Consider the following 17,608-nt stretch of genomic DNA (forward strand, 5'->3'; position numbering starts at 1 on the left):
ATTGATACAGATAATCCATTAAGGAAAGGATGAATTCGGATGAGAATACAGCATTTAGATCAGACCACCAGACAGAATCTTCTGGAGGATCTGTTAAAGAGAAGCCCGAATCAATATGGGGAATATGAACAAGGTGTTTTGGAAATTTTGGATGCGGTACGCAAGGAAAAAGACAAGGCTCTGTTCGATTATACGGAGAAGTTTGATCATGCCAAGATTGATGCAGAAACACTTCGTGTAACAGAAGAAGAAATCGAAGAGGCGTATCGATTGGTGGATCCGGATCTGGTTCGGATTATAAGAAAAGCGCTTGAAAACATCCGCGCCTACCATGAAAAACAGCGGCAGTACAGCTGGTTTGACAGTCGGCCGGATGGGACGATTCTGGGACAGAAGGTGACACCGCTTAAGAGAGTCGGTGTCTATGTGCCGGGTGGAAAGGCAGTCTATCCGTCTTCTGTACTGATGAATATTGTGCCGGCGAAGGTAGCAGGTGTTGAAGAAATTGTAATGGTGACACCGCCGGGACCGAATGGAAAGGTGGCGCCGAATACACTGGTTGCCGCACGGGAAGCCGGAGCGGACGTGATTTATAAGGTGGGAGGCGCACAGGCAGTCGGCGCGCTTGCGTATGGAACGGAGAGTATTCCAAAGGTAGATAAGATTGTAGGGCCGGGAAATATCTATGTGGCTCTTGCAAAGAAGGCAGTTTATGGACACGTCAGTATTGATGCAATCGCCGGACCAAGCGAAATTCTGGTTATAGCAGATGATTCGGCAAATCCAAGATATGTGGCGGCAGATCTTTTGTCTCAGGCAGAGCATGATGAACTGGCTTCTGCCATTTTGGTCACGACCAGTGAAACACTGGCAAAAGAGGTGTCTGATCAAGTGGAGACATTTGTGCAGGAACTGTCAAGAGGAGAAATTATTCAGAAATCTCTTGATCGTTACGGGTACATTTTGGTGGCTGAAACCATGGAGGAGGCCATTGATACAGCAAATGAGATTGCTTCAGAACATTTGGAGATTCAGACAAGGAATCCTTATGAAGTCATGACGAAGATTCGCAATGCAGGGGCGATATTTATTGGCGAATATTCCAGCGAACCATTGGGAGATTATTTCGCAGGACCGAATCATGTGTTGCCTACCAATGGGACGGCGAAGTTCTTCTCTCCGCTGTCGGTAGATGATTTTATTAAGAAATCAAGTATCATTTCTTACTCTAAAGATGCGCTTTATAAAGTCCATGAAGATATTGAGGCATTTGCGGCGGCAGAGCAGTTGACTGCACATGCCAATTCTGTGAAAGTGCGGTTTGAAGAAGAGTAAGAGAAAGGAGTTGGCGATGAATCGAATTGCAACTTGTGAAAGAAAGACGAAGGAAACAACGATTTCCATTACTTTAAATCTTGACGGAACCGGAAAGACCAATATTCATACAGGAATCGGTTTTTTTGATCATATGCTGGATGGGATGGCCCGCCACGGACTGTTTGATTTATCGGTGTCCGTTGCCGGAGATCTTGATGTGGACTGTCATCATACCATCGAAGATACCGGAATTGTTCTGGGGAGAGCAATTCAGGAAGCGCTGGGGGATAAGGCTGGAATCCGTCGTTATGGACATATGATTCTTCCGATGGATGAGACGCTGGCTCTTTGTGCAGTGGATCTTAGCGGAAGACCGTATCTTAGGTATCACGCGCCATTTACTTCCGAAAAACTCGGAGATATGGACACAGAGATGGTAAAAGAATTTTTCTATGCTCTTTCTTATGGGGCGATGATGAATATTCATTTGAAGATTTTAGATGGGGAGAACAACCATCATATGGCAGAGACGTTATTTAAAGCATTTGGAAAAGCGCTGGACGCGGCAACGCAGGATGAGCCGCGGATTCAGGAGATATGGACAACGAAAGGAAGCCTGTAGAGGAGGCATAGAATATATGAGTTATAAAAGATTGATTCCCTGTGTTTTTATTGCAGGGGGAAAAGCTGTAAGATGGTTCGATGATCCGACCGTTATCTCGGAAGATGTCATTGGGCTTGCAAAATATTACAGCAGTCACGGGGCGGATGAACTTCTGGTATTTGATCTTTCTAATACCGATGAAGAACATGATGAAGCGATTGATCTGATGAAACGGATTCACCGTGTGATTCGGATCCCGATGGTTGCAGGTGGAAATATCAAACGGCAGGAAGATATTAAGAAGATTCTTTACGCAGGATCCAAGCGTGCCATTATTAACTTTTCCAAGCAGGATGCTGCGAAACAGCTGGAAGAGGCTGCTAAGCGGTTTGGAAAAGAAAAGATGGCCGTATCATTAAACGATTTTGATGCGCTTTTTAAACATCAGCATCTGTTGCAGAAGTATTGTTCAGAGATTATTTTCATGCATCGACTGGATTTGAATTCTGTGATGAATGTTACGGATATTCCTTGTGTAATCGTGACGGATACCATGGAGGAAGGTGAACTGTTTAAGATTCTAAAATGCCAGGGTGTCAAAGGATTGTCCGGCCGATATATCAGTCAGACCGATATGGATTTTCTTAAATTTAAAGAAAAATGCACCGATGAAGATATTAAAATGACATCTTTTGAGAGCATCATGGAGTTCTCTCAGTTTAAAACGAATGAGCAGGGGCTGATTCCTGTTGTGGTACAGCATTACCGTACCCAGGAAGTGCTGATGCTGGCTTATATGAACCAGGAATCCTTTGACGCAACGATCAAAACCGGAAAGATGACATACTATAGTCGAAGCCGTAAATCACTTTGGGTAAAAGGTGAGACCAGCGGGCATTTTCAGTATGTAAAATCCCTGACGATAGACTGTGATTATGACACACTTCTTGCAAAAGTAGATCAGGTAGGGGCTGCCTGCCATACGGGAAATCCAACCTGTTTTTTCCAGCCTTTGGCAGGAAGGGAGTATGATGAGAACAATCCGCTGCGTGTATTTGAGTCGGTTTACCGCACAATTGAAGACCGTCGAATCCATCCCAAAGAGGGTTCTTATACCAATTACCTGTTTGACAAGGGGATTGATAAGATCTTAAAGAAGGTGGGCGAAGAAGCCACAGAAGTGGTGATCGCTGCTAAGAATCCGAATCCAGAAGAAGTGAAATATGAGTTGGCAGATTTTCTTTATCATGCCATGGTGCTGATGGTGGAAAAAGGAATCGACTGGGAGGATATCGTAAAAGAGCTGGCGGATCGTTAACTGGGGTTCAAATGATTGGAATGAGTCAGGCTGTTACTGCATAAGGTTACACAGAGGTGACGGCGAATGAAGGATTCCATGGAGAGAAGAAGACAGTTATTAGAAGAGGCGAGAGCAATATACTCCGATCAGCAGACCATTCCTGCGGTACATCCAAGATACCATGCAGTATATCAGGAACTATATCCGAAAGAAGAGAAAATGCGGGGGACGTTTGCTTTTCGTGCATTCATATGCTTCCTTCTCTTCACTGCATTTGTGGCGATGGATCAGCGAGGGAATGAGAAGCTCCCGGTAAGCAGTGATCAGATTGCGGCGGAGATCGGGGCGGACATAGATCTTCCACTTGACATGAATTTTCGCAATTGATATAATTTTTTAATAAGAGAGCTGAAGAGGCTGTTGTGAAATAAAGGTTGAGGAATGGCTTGTTTTACAACAGTCTTTTCCTGTGTTAAGGAGGGAACAAAGGATGATAAAAATCTGGATAACAGGTGCAAATGGGCAGATTGGTACGGCGATTAATGAGGTGCTCGATCCGTTGGAGGCAGAAATATTCAATACGGACAAGGAAGAACTGGACATTACGGATACGGAAGAGGTTCTGAATTTTGGGGAGATGAACCGTCCGGACGTTATTATTAACTGTGCAGGCATTGTAGACTTAAACTTGTGTGAGAAGGAACCGGAGCTTGCTTATCGCGTAAATGCCCTGGGTGCAAGAAATCTAAGTCTTGTGGCTAGAAAAGTAGGATCGAAAATGGTACAACTTTCTACGGACGATGTGTTTGACGGCTTAAGTAAGACGCCTTACAGTGAATTTGACGATACCAACCCTAAGACTGTTTACGGACGTTCTAAAAGAGCGGGTGAAAACTATGTAAAAGAATTTACACATAAGCATTTTGTTGTGCGCAGCAACTGGGTTTACGGCAGGGGAAATAACTTTGTAAACAAGGTTTTAGAGGCGGCAAAGAACCAGACTCCGCTTGCACTTGCTTCTGACCAGTTCGGAAGTCCGACCAGCGCCAAAGACCTTGCAAGACTGATCCTTCATCTGATCAAGACAAATGAATATGGAACGTATCATGCAACTTGCCAGGGTATGTGCAGTAGATATGAATTTGCGCAGGAAATTTTAAAGGCGGCCGGCAAGGAAGTGGAGATGAAGGCGGTCCCGACGAAAGAATCAGACCTTTCTTATGCAAGACCGGCATACGCAGTGCTGGACAACTTTATCCTGAGGATCATTGATCTCTATCAGATGCCGGAATGGAAAGAGTCGCTTCAGGAATATATGAACGAAAGAGAGGAAGGCTAATATGGACAAGAAGGAAAAAAAGAAAAAACTGGGACTAACCACAAAGATTTTCATTTCACTGATCGTAGGAGCCATCTTCGGCGTCGTGTTGTGTTATCTGGTTCCGTCTGGCCATATCAAAGATGATATTATTGTAGAGGGCGTGCTCTATGTTATGGGGCAGGGATTTATCCGTTTGATGAAGATGCTGGTAGTTCCGTTGGTATTCTGTTCTCTGGTATGCGGAAGCATGGCGATTGGAGATACGAAGAAGCTGGGGACGGTTGGTGTCCGGACGCTTTTGTTCTACCTGGTTACGACAGCGCTTGCCATCACAGTGGCGCTTAGTATTGGAAATCTGATCAATCCAGGAACCGGACTTGATATGAGCGCCATCCAGTCCAATGCGGCTAAGGTGGAAACGATGGAAGCAACTTCTCTATCAGAGACGCTTCTTGGAATTATTCCTGACAATCCGTTGAATTCTCTTTCCAGCGGAAATATGCTTCAAATCATAGTGTTTGCCCTGATTGTAGGAGTGATTCTTGCAAAGTTGGGAGAGCGTACAGAGACGGTTGGCAATTTCTTTAGCCAGTTTAATGATATTATGATGGAAATGACCATGATGGTAATGAGTCTGGCTCCAATTGGAGTGTTCTGTCTGATTTCCAGAACCTTTGCCAATATCGGATTCAGTGCATTTGTACCACTTGCAAAATATATGGTTGGCGTGCTGATTGCACTTGCAATCCAGTGCTTCGTAGTGTATCTGGGACTTTTGAAGATTTTCACCGGATTAAATCCGTTGAAATTTATAAAAAACTTCTTCCCGGTAATGGCATTTGCATTCTCTACAGCGACTTCCAATGCAACGATTCCATTGTCTATTGATACCCTTGCTAAGAAGATGGGCGTATCTAAGAAGATTTCTTCTTTCACCATTCCTCTTGGAGCAACCATCAATATGGATGGAACTGCAATTATGCAGGGTGTAGCGGTTGTGTTTGCTGCTCAGGCATTTGGAATTGATCTGACAATGGTAGATTATCTGACGGTAATTGGTACGGCAACGCTGGCCTCCATCGGTACGGCAGGAGTGCCAAGCGTTGGTCTGGTAACATTGACCATGGTATTTAATTCTGTTGGACTTCCGGTGGAAGCAATTGGATTGATTATGGGTATCGACCGAATCTTAGACATGAGCCGTACGGCAGTAAATATTACGGGAGATGCGGTATGTACCACAATTGTGGCACATCAGAATAAAGCGCTTGATAAAGAAGTGTTCCAGAAAGCGTAATGGAATAAAATAAAAGCGGGCTCTATAAGTTCCTAAATGGGATAGCGGAAATCACCATGCAGTTTATCTGTATGGTGATTTTTTAATAGAAAGAAATTTTGATATTCTTGTAAAAATCTGTAAAAAAGGAGAAAATATGTCAAAAAGGTTGACAAAAAAATGTGAGGGGTATAATAATTAAATAGAAAAAAGAGAAATTCGCCGTAGTTAGTATTTTTTAATACCTGCATCTTTGTATGCGGGCATTTGTTGTGTGAAGAAATACAATACCTCTCAGGTGGGTATTTGAATTCAACAAGACGTTAAAAGAGATTACGCTGGGAGATGTGATACGCATTATGGAGAATACCACGAAAATAAACCGATGTTTGGAGGAGGATGCGCTATGCAGCCGAAATGCAGCAGAAATGCAGCAGACTTTTGTGCGGTGCGTAGATATTATGCAGAGATTCAAGAAAAATTGGAACAACATCTTTTCAGTATTTCATTAAAGGAAATTTTGGAACGAGAGGGAAAGGGAAAGTAAAGTAGTGAAGGATAAGAACATGAAACGATTATTTCCGTGTAAAATCTGGAAAAGAGGAACTGCCTGGGTTTTGGCTTTTTCTATTTTATTTCAGACCATGGCAGTATCTGCCCACGAGACTGTAATTGGATCGTCGGAAGGATATTCGGAACAAACGGAAGCGGTTGTTACAGAAGGAGCAGATCCATCGGAGACGCAGCCATCTTCAGATGCAGCTGAGACGAATCCAACCGTATCCGAAGAGGAACAAACGCCCTCAGAACAGGCATTTCCAGAAGCAGATTCGTCAACCATTGCTCCACAGGATCCGGCTTCACAGGAGCAGACGCAGGGAGCGCCGAAAAATATTACAGAGATTTATGAAAACGGTGTGATTAAAATCTATAATCTCCGACAGCTTCAGTCCATTGGTACGGGGCTGGCAGTTCGAGCTTATGACATGCATGAAGAGCAGTTTGGCACTGGGGAAGAAGTTCTTGCAGAAGGGCAGACGATCACTTATTCTTCCGGTGCAGATTATATGCTGATGAACGAAATTGCATTACCGTCAGAAAACATATGGACGCTGCCGGAAGGCTTTACCGGAAGCTTTGCCGGAACACCTGCGGAGGATGCGGTCTTATATGCGAAGGAAAGCGATACCGTCTATGTCTATAATAATTATCAGCTTCGCCTGATCGCTTCCGAGAATTCTGCAGAAGAACCGATGATGTCAAGCGATATGATTCCTGAAAAAGTAGGTATGGGTCAGCTTCTGTATAAAGATGGAACACCGGCAGGCGAGAGTCTGGATGAAGCACAGGAATATCTTACATACAGTAAGGAGCATAATTATGTGTTAAGCCCGTCCTTTACGGAACAGATGCCGGAGCTTTTATCTGAGCAGTATAAGCTGGAAAATGAGAAGGAAGGACAGAAGGGCGGAAGAGATTATATTGGTCAGCAATATAAGACCATCAACAATGAAAAATATATCCTGATAGGAAATGAACAGCAGCTTCGGGCAATTGGAAGTGATAAGAGCGTGACGCCAATGCTGTTTTTGCGGACAAAAATCAAGATACTGGGATTGATTCCTATTTATCACAGTATCATTCCTTACTATCCTGGGGATGCGGATTTTAATATGACAAGTATTGCCGGAACCGGGATTGATCATTCTGAGATTGAAAAGGGTGCAGAAGAGTTTCAATACAAAAAACAGGCGGGTAATGAAAAGGATGAATTGATGGGAATCGAATGGAGAGCAGATAATCTTCTAGCAGGAGTTATTGATCTTGTGGGAGAACTTCTCAAGGACATTCTAGAACTGGCAGGTGGTTCTCAGGAATTGGTCGGTATTAAAGTGAGCGGGGATAACAAGACTTCCATTGGTGGCAAAGACGGGATCCTCGGAACTAATCCAGAGTATACCCGGTTTGATGATTTGAGACGAGAATATGAGGATTTGAAATATTCCTCCGATGCCAACTATATTATTTTTCGCGATATTGACTTGTTGCAGGGCGAATATTCCAACGGAAAAGACGATAACTGGACGCCAATCCATTTTTCGGGAAAGATGGAAGGTTGCTTGAATATGCAGGCAGATGTGTCGCCGACGATTAAAAATATTCATGTGGAGCAGACCGGCAAGCTGAATATGGAAACCACAAGCGGTATCGGATTCTTCGGAACAATCTCCAATAAATTGGATGAGAATACGTTGGGATCAGCGGGAATGGCAGTCGTGAAAAACATTCATCTAGAACAGGTCAGTGTGACAAATAAGTCTACGGAAGTCGACGCTGACATAAAGTCCCTGGTAGATGGAGTATTAAAACTATTAGATGGGATATTAGGAGGAATTCTTGACATCTTAGACCAGATACTACTTCCTGGCGATTTAAGGCTAGATAAGGTAATCCATGATCTTCTGACATTGAAGAAGGATAGCCCAGATTTGTTTGCTACGGGAAGTTTCGCTGGAAGAATCGTAGGTCATGTCCGTATTGAAAACTGTACGGTGGATCAGGCATCAGTTAGCAGCGCAAAAGGAATCTCCGGCGGATTCGTCGGATTTACGGAAGGTATGGAAACCTACGACGGTTTATCGGGGATATTAGGAAATGTTGTAAAAATATTATCCACTCTTTTAAATATTGTACCTGGTGTTGGCTTGGGTGATTTGATTACCGTGTTATTGCAAAATGACGTCCCATTGGGGAATTTGATTCCGACTGGGTATCACAAGCCGATAATTACCAATTGCAGCGTGGCATTGAATAACGGAACAATCGGAAATGTTGCTGAAGACTATAACGGTGGTTTTGTAGGAATTCAGACAGGAACCGAGATTAAGAATTCTGTTGTTTCAGATCTTGGAGCGGTACAGGCGAAAGCAGGCGCTGGTGGATTTGCAGGACTGGAAAGAGACGCCATTATCAAAGGAGCGCTGCAAAATCTTGGAGTGGATCTGTTCTGTCCGGATGTAAAGTCCCTACAGGAAAGCTGCTCTGTAACGGGATCTAATATTGGAATTAAGGCCAACTCATATGCTGGAGGCTTTAACGGAGCTATGGCAAATAGTGTCAGTCTCAATTCCAGCGTGTCTAACCTTAAGAATGTGGTTTCAGAAAAGTATGCAGGCGGTTTTGCGGGAAGAGCAACCATAGGATTTGGTACTACGCTTGGAGGAAAAGAAACACAGGAAAACTTACTGGAGTCTGTTTCTGGATTGCTAGGTAATGTTCTGTCTTCCGAAAATACAGATGCAAGGAATACACTTTTGACACTGGTAGGTGTAGTACCATCTGAAATACGCGGTTGTAGCGTACAGGGAGAAAAACTTGTGATTGAAAGTGCTGAAACCTATGCCGGAGGCATTATTGGCCAGGGTGACGGTGTGAAAATCAATGCACAAGGCACTACATTTGGAGCATCAATAACAGGCCTAAAGCAGGTAAAAGCAAAGAAATATGCCGGAGGTATTGCCGGAAGCGTTGTGACGGCGGATGCCATCGGTGTGGTGAATAAAACACTTGGAGTAGGGCAGTTTATTCCATTTGAACTGTCGCAGATTTTTGCAGAGGGAACCGATTGGGCGGTGCAAGCAACAGAAAAATATGCTGCTGGAGCTTGTGGACTGATGCTTGGAGGAACGGCTGACAGCGTAAAGGTAAACGGCATTCAAAGTATTCAGGCGGGTAACTATGCTGGAGGGTTCGCCGGAAGAACCGGGGCGTCAAGCCTTGTATCCGCCGGAGGACTGGACGTACTTGGACTTGTAAAGCTTAATAGCGTGTTATCGTTGGCGAATGGTATTCAGGTTACAATCAAGAATTGCGAGACTGTCGGCGTGAACACTGGATTGACAGTTCTTTCCGATGGAACGGCTGTGTTGACAGACGGCGAAGATTTTACAGCCGGAGGATTTATCGGCGAATCGGTTGCTTCGATTGTTAAATCTTCCCATGTTAGACAATTAAAATCTGTCTCTGCAAAACATGATAAAACAAAGGCTAGCTATGCGGGCGGCTTTATCGGCCGTTCCCATACTGGGGGTCTGGCAGGATTGGCACAGAAAGATGAAGATGGCAATCTGAAGCTTCCGGGTATTTTGGAAGTGGATTCTTTATTAAGCTTAGTTCCGTATCTGCTTCCAGAATATACGGATACAACGGTAACGTTTATATCTAATGGTGAGAAACCACAGGTAGAAGGAACACTTGCTGGAGGCTTTGCCGGGGCAATGCAAAGCGGTAAGGTTGATAACCGTACAAGCACAGAGGCTTTTGCAGTCTTCGGACTGGAAAAAGTCAAGGGTGAATCTTACGCTGGAGGATTTGCGGGAAAAGTTGACGCAGGGGCGACAGCTTCCTCCGATGGATTGAATCTGCTGGGTGGAATTTTAAACCTTGATATTGGTCAGTTGCTCAATGTACTGCAAGTTTATATTCCGATCATTCAATCAGCAGGTGTAAAATCGGCAGAAAAAGGGTTCTCTGTGGAAGCTACAGATACAGACAGCTGTGCCGGAGGATATCTTGGCTATGGCGGCGGTGTGCAGATTAAAGATTCTGACGTCACTTCCTTGAAGCATACGAAGGTGACTCCGCCGGAAGACAGTCTGGAATCTACAATTGGCGAAAACTATTTTGGAGAGAAGTCACAATATGCAGTCAAAGGTGGAAAATACGCCGGAGGCTATGCAGGATGCGTAGATATCGATTCAGCAGCGGCAGTTGGCGGCGGATTAAAGCTTCTTGGCAATATCCAGTTGACGAATCTTTTAGAGGCGCTGAACGTAGTGGCGTCTACCATTGAAAATTCTGACGTCAATGGCTGTGTGGGCGGTTATTCCGTACTGGCAAACGGAAGTGATGATAAGAATAATAGTTTAGGAAAGGCCGGAGGCTTTATCGGAGAAATGTCCGGCACCATCATTAAAAACAGTGATGCGAATTTATTTGCCTATGTCATTGGACGTGAGGCGGCCGGAGGCTATGTGGGTATTATGGAACCGGGAAATGTTGCATCCGTATTAGAAGATGCCAGCATTTTAGAGGGACTATTAAATGTAACAGACAGTCTTGCGAATTTGGTACAGTCTTTCATTCCGATTATTGAAGACAGTCAGGCAAGCAGTGTGCCTTGCGGCGGTGCGGTTCGTGCGGATGGACTTACTGACACCCAATGTGTGAGAGGGCTTGCCGGAGGTTATGTGGGCTACAATCATGGCGGAAGAATCTTAGGAAATGCCACCGAAGGCGGCAAAGAATGTGCTGCTGCCCGTATCCGTTCTGTATACGGCGGCGAGTTTGCCGGAGGTTTTACCGGATTGATGGAAACTGCAGATTTAGCAGGAACCGGAAACTTAGAACTTCTGTTTGGTCTGTTGAAGACGAGCAATGTGTTAAGCCTTCTTGGGGCTGTCTATCCGACGGAAACGAATACAGCCGTTTACGGACCGCTTAGAAAAGTGGATATGGATACATGGAACAAGTGGGCAGAAGCAGTGGGCAGCAATGGTGTTTACGGAGATCAGTTCCCGAGCACACCGGTTACTACAGAAGAAGAGCTACAGTCATTGATTCAGCAATATGCTTACGGCTACAATGTCAAAGCCGGAAGAACGAACGTCGGAACTCAGGATATGGAGGCGGGCGTTGCCGGAGGCTATGTAGGACGCATGAAAGCAGGCGTTGTTACCAATGCCCATGCGTGGGATGCGAAGTTTGTCAGTGCTTACACGAGTGCCGGAGGCTTTGCCGGAGAAATGAAAACCGGCGGCGTTGCAGAAGTCGGAAAGGTTTCCTTAATCGGATTGGATATTACAGGCTCGATCAGTGCTGTGCAGACTTTCGTTCCGGTCATAAGAAATTCGGATATTACCGGTTTCCAGTCAGGGATGACAGTAAAAGCGACAGGCATCCCGGTGAAGGATTCTACCTTAAAAATAGAAAAAGTCGGTTACGCCGGAGGCTATGTCGGTCATATGCTTGGCGGACAGATTTGGGGCAACTGGTCTGAGGCAAGTACATACGGTGCAACAGATGCTGTACAGGATCCGAACAATAAGCGATGCTTCGTGGCCAACTTAAGAAAAGTAGAAGGTACGAAAGCAATCGGAGGCTTTGCCGGTCAGATTGACCCGGCAAGTGCGGCGGCTTTGGATACAGCAGGAAGCAGCGGATTGCTTGGCGGACTTCTTCAAAGCCTGATCAAGACGCCGGGTGATTTATTGTCCTTACTCAATACAACTATTTCAACGGTGCGCGGCGCAGATGTTGACGCCTGGGATAAGTGGGGAATTATCGTTAACGGCGCTTATGCGAGTGGTTCAGGAAATACCGCTTATGCAAAGGCGGCAGGCGGCTTTGCCGGAGAGATCAATGGCGCGGTTATCGGAGAAATGAACACGCCAGACAGCGGTGTTCATGTGTCGAATATCAGAAGTGTGACAGGCGGAGAATACGTCGGTGGCTTTTTTGGACTGGCAGACGTATCTGCAGTAGCGCAGGTCAGTGATGGTGGTAATACAAGCATATTGGCAGAGCTTTTAAAGCTTGGCGGCACAAGTGTACTGGATGCCTTTCGAACTTTTGTCTATGCATCGGATGTGTCAGGTGCAGCTGAGGCGGGACTTGAGGTACGGGCAAGAGACAGTAAAAAGACAGAATATGTCAATGACCCTGTTTACTCAGGGTCAGCCGGTGGGTTTGGCGGCGCATTGCTTAACGGCTCTGTCAAAGATTCCAAGGTGACAAATCTTCGCAAGGTCAACGGAATGAATTATACCGGAGGTTTTATCGGACATCTCGGAAAGAGCGGTACGGTTGATCTGGATAATTTAGGCGCATTAGGGAAATTATTGAGCGCCGGCGCCGGCGTGATGGATATTTTTGGCTCACATGTGGATCGGTGCAGTGTTTCAGGCGTGACAGAAGGATTTACAGTACACAGCGATAATACGATAGATAAGCAAGATAAATCAGAGATTGCCGGAGGCTTCACCGGATATGCAGATTTGGGAAGAATGACTGGTAATGAGGTTACTGGATTAAAACAGGTAACAAGTAACCAGATTGCCGGAGGCTATGCAGGAAAAACGAATTTTGCATATCTTGTAGACATTAAAGTGAATTCGGATTTGGTCAAATATTTAGTGCAGGCTGTGAATCAGATATTAAAGGCTCTTCAGCTGGATAATTTACAAAAAGGTGATGTCATTAAGATTGATCTGGGCATTATAAAAATCAACGCCCTGTATGACGGAGAACTGGTAGCTCTGAATCTTCTCGGACTGGATATCAAAGTCGGTCTGGCAAAGGATAAAAGCCTTGCTACCATCTATATCGGAGACAGCAAGATAGAAATCAACTGCTCTGAGGGCGGCACGATCGATGAAGAAAGCCTGAAAAATGAAATCAATATTTCGCTGATTAAGGCGAATCGGACACGAATTGATTCCTGTACCGTGACGGGTGTGAAAGAGGGCTATGACGTTTATGGAGGCGGCGCCGGAAACAATGCCAACGGCACAGGCGACTACGGCATTGCCGGTGGATTTATTGGTTGGAACAATGAAGGATTATTTAGAAATAATAAAATGTTTTTGGCCGATGTTGTCCGAGGAGCAAAAGATCTGACAGGACCATTTACCGGAAAGGCAAGTTTAAAATCGAATTGGGATTTTAACGACATTGTCGGAATTGAAGGTGATGAAAACTATTATCAGATATATCGACAAGGGGATATGGTTTATAATGATCTGTTGGGAAGTTCAGGAGCGCACCTTGAGGAAAGGCATGATCAATGGGATTCATGGAAAAACATCTATACCATTCGTCATATGACCGAAAATAAGGTCGTTAAGTTTAAAGACTTAAAAGATTCACTGATGGGAAATGGCACGGCGAAAGAACCGGTTAATGTGTATCAGGAGGACGGTGCAATGGCTGTTCTGATGAACAACACAGCAAGCAGTCCGACAGAACCAGGTGGAAGCGAAGCGGAACCGGATGTACAGGATCCTTGTAAGGATTTGATTGAGCTTCGTATTAAGAAGGTTTGGAAAGGGGACGATGAGAAAGACCGCCCGAATGAGGTTATCTTCCATGTCACAAGAAGTTATGTAGTGAATGGAGAGACCTTTAAAGACGAGACCTTCAAAGAGGAAGTGATTTTGACAAAAGAGGATGCACAGACCTCAGATACATGGGAAAAGGTTCTTTCCGGAGAGAAATTTACTGCGTACCATGAAGGTGTGGACGGGAAGAAATATCACTATACATACCATATCAGTGAAACTAAGGTTGACGGTTACGAGACAACCGTAACCTATCAGGGAGATCATCAGTACGACATTACCGTAACCAATAAGAAAAACTGGTTCGATAGTCTTCTTCCTGAGACAGGAGGCTTGGGAACAGCCTTGCTTTATACGTTAGGTGTTCTGCTTCTTTGCTTTGTGACAACAACGGGATACAAAAAGAGCAAAAGAAGACAGGGTGGCTATAAATAATCAATAAAAAGGAGAGAGAACAAATGAAAAAAATGAAACACATGCTGGCAGTCTTACTGACAGTCATTATGACTTTGGCAATGACAACAACAGCCTTTGCGGCAGGAACACAAACGGGAAACTTGACAGTAAAAGTCAACGCCAACAACACATTAGAAGGACAGACAATCAAAGTCTATAAACTCTTTGATCTGACTGTAAGCGGGGATAAGTACGCTTACACAGTGAATGAAACTTATAAAACTTCAATTGCAGCTGCATTAGGATTACCAGCTGAGTCAACAAGTAAAGCATTATACGAGAAACTTACTACATATACAGCAAACTCTACTGACATCCAGAAGTTTGCAGATGACTTTACAGCAGCTGCATTGACAGAAGGAACAGCAGAAACTGCAACTTCTGGAAAATTAGGCAAGGTTGAGAGTCATAAGTTTGAAGGTTTAGACTACGGTTACTACCTTGTATATCAAACAGGAACAAAAGAAATCCAGTCATCTCTTGTATCTGTAGATAAACCGGAAGCAACAGTTAATTTAAAAGGCGAGGCTCCGAGCATTGCGAAAACAGCAAATACAGCAACGGTTGAAATCGGACAGGTTGTAACTTATACAATTACAGGTACAATCCCTGATACAACAGGATATGCGGACTATACATACAAAATCCACGATACATTAACAAAAGGTCTTGATTTCGTGAAAGATGCAGACGGTACAGCAGTAGATGCTCCTGCTGCATATCCGGTATCTGTACAGATTGATACACAGAACGCTACTACACAGAATGCTACATTAAGCGGAGAGGGTAACCGCACAATGGAGTTGAATTTATCCCAGTGGATCAGAGACAATCAGGTACACAAAGGAACGGGATTTACAGTAACCTATTATGCAAAAGTAAATCAAAATGCGGTAGTACAGACAAACAATAAAGCTGAATTAGAGTATGGTAACAATTCGAATGATACGACTAAAGGAAATCCAGTGGTAGTTACAACACCGACTTATCCGTTAGATATTGAGAAAACCGATACGAAAGGTACGCTGCTGGAAGGTGCAAAGTTCCGCTTATATAAAAACGAAGGGGATGCAAAAGCAGCCAACGATAATGCGATCAAGGTAACCGGTTCTAACGGAAGCTATACAGTAGCTGAAAATCAGAATACAGAATCAAACATGGATATGGTTACGAAGAAAACGGAAGTATCTGCCGGATATAACTTACATCTGAATGGTCTTAAGGCTGGAACTTACTGGTTAGTGGAGAAAGAGGCTCCGGCAGGTTACAATAAGCTGACAGCTCCAATCAAGATAACCATTACACAGGATGGAGAGAACGAATTGAAGTGGACTGTATCTAAAGATAACGTTCCAGAAGATGATAAAATCATCGATGTTGAAAACACCACAGGTACCATCCTTCCGGGAACAGGTGGTATGGGTACTATTCTGTTTACCGTTGTAGGTATTGCACTTGTACTTATCATTGCAGCAAGCTTTGTAATCAGCAGAAGAAAACGTGCTTAATTAGTAATTATTTTGACGAATGGATGAGGGGACTGTCTTCGGGCAGTCTTCCCATTCTTTATAACAGCAGGGAGAATGGAATAAGCATGCGTAAAAAAAAGACACAGAAGAAAAAATTTTATATTGGAGATATTTTCCGTGTAATTGGACTTATTATTGCATTCTCTGTACTGTTATATCCGACAGTCAGTAATTATTTATATGAAAAAAACAGCGCCAGAGTGATTTCATCCTATGATGAAAATGCGGTGCGGTTAAGAGAAAGAGAGAAGCAAGCGATGCTGGAGGCGGCAAGACAGTATAATCAGGAACTACTGGGCAATATTGAATTGCTGGATCCCTTTTCACCGATTAAAAAGGAAGTAGATGAAAGATACCAAAGTCTGCTGAATACAAATGCGGCAGGAATGATGGGGTATATCAGAATTCCAAAGCTGGAAGTGGAGCTGCCCATTTATCACGGCACAGAAGAGAAGGTGCTGCAGTCGGGGATAGGTCATTTTGAAGGAACGTCTTTGCCGGTAGGCGGAGAAAGTACACATACTGTCCTGACAGGGCATCGGGGACTTCCGTCTAAGCTTTTGTTCACGGATCTAGATAAGCTAAAAGAGGGAGATATCTTTTACATTAAGGTTCTTGGAGAGACGCTTGCGTACCAGGTGGATCAGATTCTTACAGTGGAGCCGGAAAATACAAAGGCGCTTACGATCATGCCGGGAGAGGACTATGCTACTTTGGTGACGTGTACGCCATATGCAGTCAATACCCACAGACTCCTGGTCAGAGGTACGAGAATTCCTTATGAAGAAGCCATTCGGCAGGTACCGGATAAAAAGGTTGCACCGAAGCTTCCGTTCCAAGTGAAGATTTTATTGCTGGCAATTGGTATTTTACTCTTAGTGTTTGTGATTTATAAGTTATGGAGAAAGAAGGAGATCCGAGAAGAGATGAGGAGAAAGAGAAGATGAAGAAAAAAGTAAGAAAGATTGGCGCTTTTTTGACCGCATGTATGTTTGCATTGACTTGTTTGGTAATTCCTCAAGATGCGTTTGCTTCTGAAAGAACAGGTTCATTAACGATATATTATCATGGAATTACGCCGCAAGGGAATCAGGCGGTATTATCCGGAGCTGAATTTTCTTTGTACGAAGCAGGAAAGAAAATAGAAAACGAATGGAAACTGCAGGGCGCTTTTGAAGTATCAGGAGTAGACCTGACGGATATGAGTTCTTCTGGACAGAGAAAGGTGGCAGAGCAGTTATATAACTTTACGGTGAAAGAAAACCTGGTGGGAGAGAGTAGAACCACCGGAAGCAATGGACGGGTGCTCTTTCGGAACTTAACGGAAGGCATGTATTTGTGTGTTCCAAGGGGGGAAGTGTCCCATGATAATGGATTGTTTCATTCAGCTCCTTTTCTGGTATTTATTCCAGAAGTAGATGAGAACGGAAATGTTCGTTATGATGTGACAGTAGAACCGAAAAACGAATGGGTTGAAAATGAAACGAAGCCGCAAGAACCGGTTCCACCGCAGGAGGAGCCGGAAAACAAGAAAGAGAATGGCGCGAAGACTGGAGATGAAAACAATATCTGGTTCTATGTATGGATACTGTTCGGATGTGCAGGAATCGTAATGTTTGCTGGAAAGAAGGGGCGCTAGGGATTAGTATAAAGCTGTTTCAACAGGTATTAAAACACGAGAGTAAGAA

General features: G+C 44.2%; 11 protein-coding genes. All 11 read left to right on the forward strand.

What is annotated here, in order from left to right; translation table 11 throughout:
• The first annotated feature begins 39 nt into the window (after positions 1 to 39).
• The 11 genes from hisD to WKT00_RS02265 all read left to right on the forward strand — a co-directional run bounded on the left by hisD (position 40) and on the right by WKT00_RS02265 (position 17,559).
• The gene (gene hisD / locus WKT00_RS02215; RefSeq protein WP_173814239.1) at positions 40 to 1,335 is read left to right on the forward strand and encodes a histidinol dehydrogenase; all 1,296 of its coding nucleotides are present in this window, start codon (positions 40 to 42) and stop codon (positions 1,333 to 1,335) included.
• A gap of 16 nt (positions 1,336 to 1,351) precedes the next feature.
• Entirely contained in the window at positions 1,352 to 1,939 is a 588-nt protein-coding gene (gene hisB, locus WKT00_RS02220; RefSeq protein ID WP_101694355.1) for an imidazoleglycerol-phosphate dehydratase HisB, read from the forward strand.
• Positions 1,940 to 1,955: 16 nt separating this feature from the next.
• Positions 1,956 to 3,239: a bifunctional phosphoribosyl-AMP cyclohydrolase/phosphoribosyl-ATP diphosphatase HisIE gene (gene hisIE / locus WKT00_RS02225; RefSeq protein WP_340260656.1), complete on the forward strand. Its 1,284-nt coding sequence runs from the start codon at positions 1,956 to 1,958 to the stop codon at positions 3,237 to 3,239.
• A 78-nt stretch (positions 3,240 to 3,317) separates the two neighbouring features.
• The gene (locus WKT00_RS02230) at positions 3,318 to 3,608 is read left to right on the forward strand and encodes a hypothetical protein (protein WP_244094094.1); all 291 of its coding nucleotides are present in this window, start codon (positions 3,318 to 3,320) and stop codon (positions 3,606 to 3,608) included.
• Positions 3,609 to 3,711: 103 nt separating this feature from the next.
• On the forward strand, positions 3,712 to 4,560 hold the full coding sequence (rfbD, locus tag WKT00_RS02235) for a dTDP-4-dehydrorhamnose reductase (RefSeq protein ID WP_101694352.1): 849 nt from the start codon (positions 3,712 to 3,714) through the stop codon (positions 4,558 to 4,560).
• A 1-nt stretch (position 4,561) separates the two neighbouring features.
• Positions 4,562 to 5,839, forward strand: coding sequence for a dicarboxylate/amino acid:cation symporter (locus tag WKT00_RS02240; RefSeq protein ID WP_173814241.1), 1,278 nt, complete (start codon positions 4,562 to 4,564; stop codon positions 5,837 to 5,839).
• A gap of 385 nt (positions 5,840 to 6,224) precedes the next feature.
• Complete coding sequence (locus WKT00_RS02245; protein ID WP_242962624.1) at positions 6,225 to 6,365, forward strand: hypothetical protein; 141 nt, start codon at positions 6,225 to 6,227, stop codon at positions 6,363 to 6,365.
• A gap of 19 nt (positions 6,366 to 6,384) precedes the next feature.
• Positions 6,385 to 14,370, forward strand: a complete 7,986-nt coding sequence (locus WKT00_RS02250) for a hypothetical protein (protein WP_340260664.1) — start codon at positions 6,385 to 6,387, stop codon at positions 14,368 to 14,370.
• Positions 14,371 to 14,393: 23 nt separating this feature from the next.
• The gene (locus WKT00_RS02255) at positions 14,394 to 15,899 is read left to right on the forward strand and encodes a SpaH/EbpB family LPXTG-anchored major pilin (RefSeq protein ID WP_340260666.1); all 1,506 of its coding nucleotides are present in this window, start codon (positions 14,394 to 14,396) and stop codon (positions 15,897 to 15,899) included.
• Between the two features lie 86 nt (positions 15,900 to 15,985).
• Entirely contained in the window at positions 15,986 to 16,867 is an 882-nt protein-coding gene (locus WKT00_RS02260) for a class C sortase (protein ID WP_200816235.1), read from the forward strand.
• On the forward strand, positions 16,864 to 17,559 hold the full coding sequence (locus WKT00_RS02265) for a pilin N-terminal domain-containing protein (RefSeq protein WP_101694347.1): 696 nt from the start codon (positions 16,864 to 16,866) through the stop codon (positions 17,557 to 17,559). The genes WKT00_RS02260 and WKT00_RS02265 overlap by 4 nt, the downstream gene beginning before the upstream one ends.
• Positions 17,560 to 17,608: the final 49 nt, after the last annotated feature.

This window comes from Dorea sp. ICN-14282 (assembly GCF_037890115.1).
Lineage (GTDB): Bacteria > Bacillota > Clostridia > Lachnospirales > Lachnospiraceae > Dorea_B > Dorea_B phocaeensis.

What these genes read in the sequence shown, in the direction of transcription:
- hisIE (WP_340260656.1), top strand. Translation starts at nt 1,956, where the DNA reads ATGAGTTATAAAAGATTGATTCCCTGTGTTTTTATTGCAGGGGGAAAA.
- WKT00_RS02245 (WP_242962624.1), top strand. Translation starts at nt 6,225, where the DNA reads ATGCAGCCGAAATGCAGCAGAAATGCAGCAGACTTTTGTGCGGTGCGT.
- WKT00_RS02260 (WP_200816235.1), top strand. Translation starts at nt 15,986, where the DNA reads ATGCGTAAAAAAAAGACACAGAAGAAAAAATTTTATATTGGAGATATT.
- WKT00_RS02255 (WP_340260666.1), top strand. Translation starts at nt 14,394, where the DNA reads ATGAAAAAAATGAAACACATGCTGGCAGTCTTACTGACAGTCATTATG.
- WKT00_RS02240 (WP_173814241.1), top strand. Translation starts at nt 4,562, where the DNA reads ATGGACAAGAAGGAAAAAAAGAAAAAACTGGGACTAACCACAAAGATT.
- WKT00_RS02230 (WP_244094094.1), top strand. Translation starts at nt 3,318, where the DNA reads ATGGAGAGAAGAAGACAGTTATTAGAAGAGGCGAGAGCAATATACTCC.
- hisD (WP_173814239.1), top strand. Translation starts at nt 40, where the DNA reads ATGAGAATACAGCATTTAGATCAGACCACCAGACAGAATCTTCTGGAG.
- WKT00_RS02265 (WP_101694347.1), top strand. Translation starts at nt 16,864, where the DNA reads ATGAAGAAAAAAGTAAGAAAGATTGGCGCTTTTTTGACCGCATGTATG.
- rfbD (WP_101694352.1), top strand. Translation starts at nt 3,712, where the DNA reads ATGATAAAAATCTGGATAACAGGTGCAAATGGGCAGATTGGTACGGCG.
- hisB (WP_101694355.1), top strand. Translation starts at nt 1,352, where the DNA reads ATGAATCGAATTGCAACTTGTGAAAGAAAGACGAAGGAAACAACGATT.
- WKT00_RS02250 (WP_340260664.1), top strand. Translation starts at nt 6,385, where the DNA reads ATGAAACGATTATTTCCGTGTAAAATCTGGAAAAGAGGAACTGCCTGG.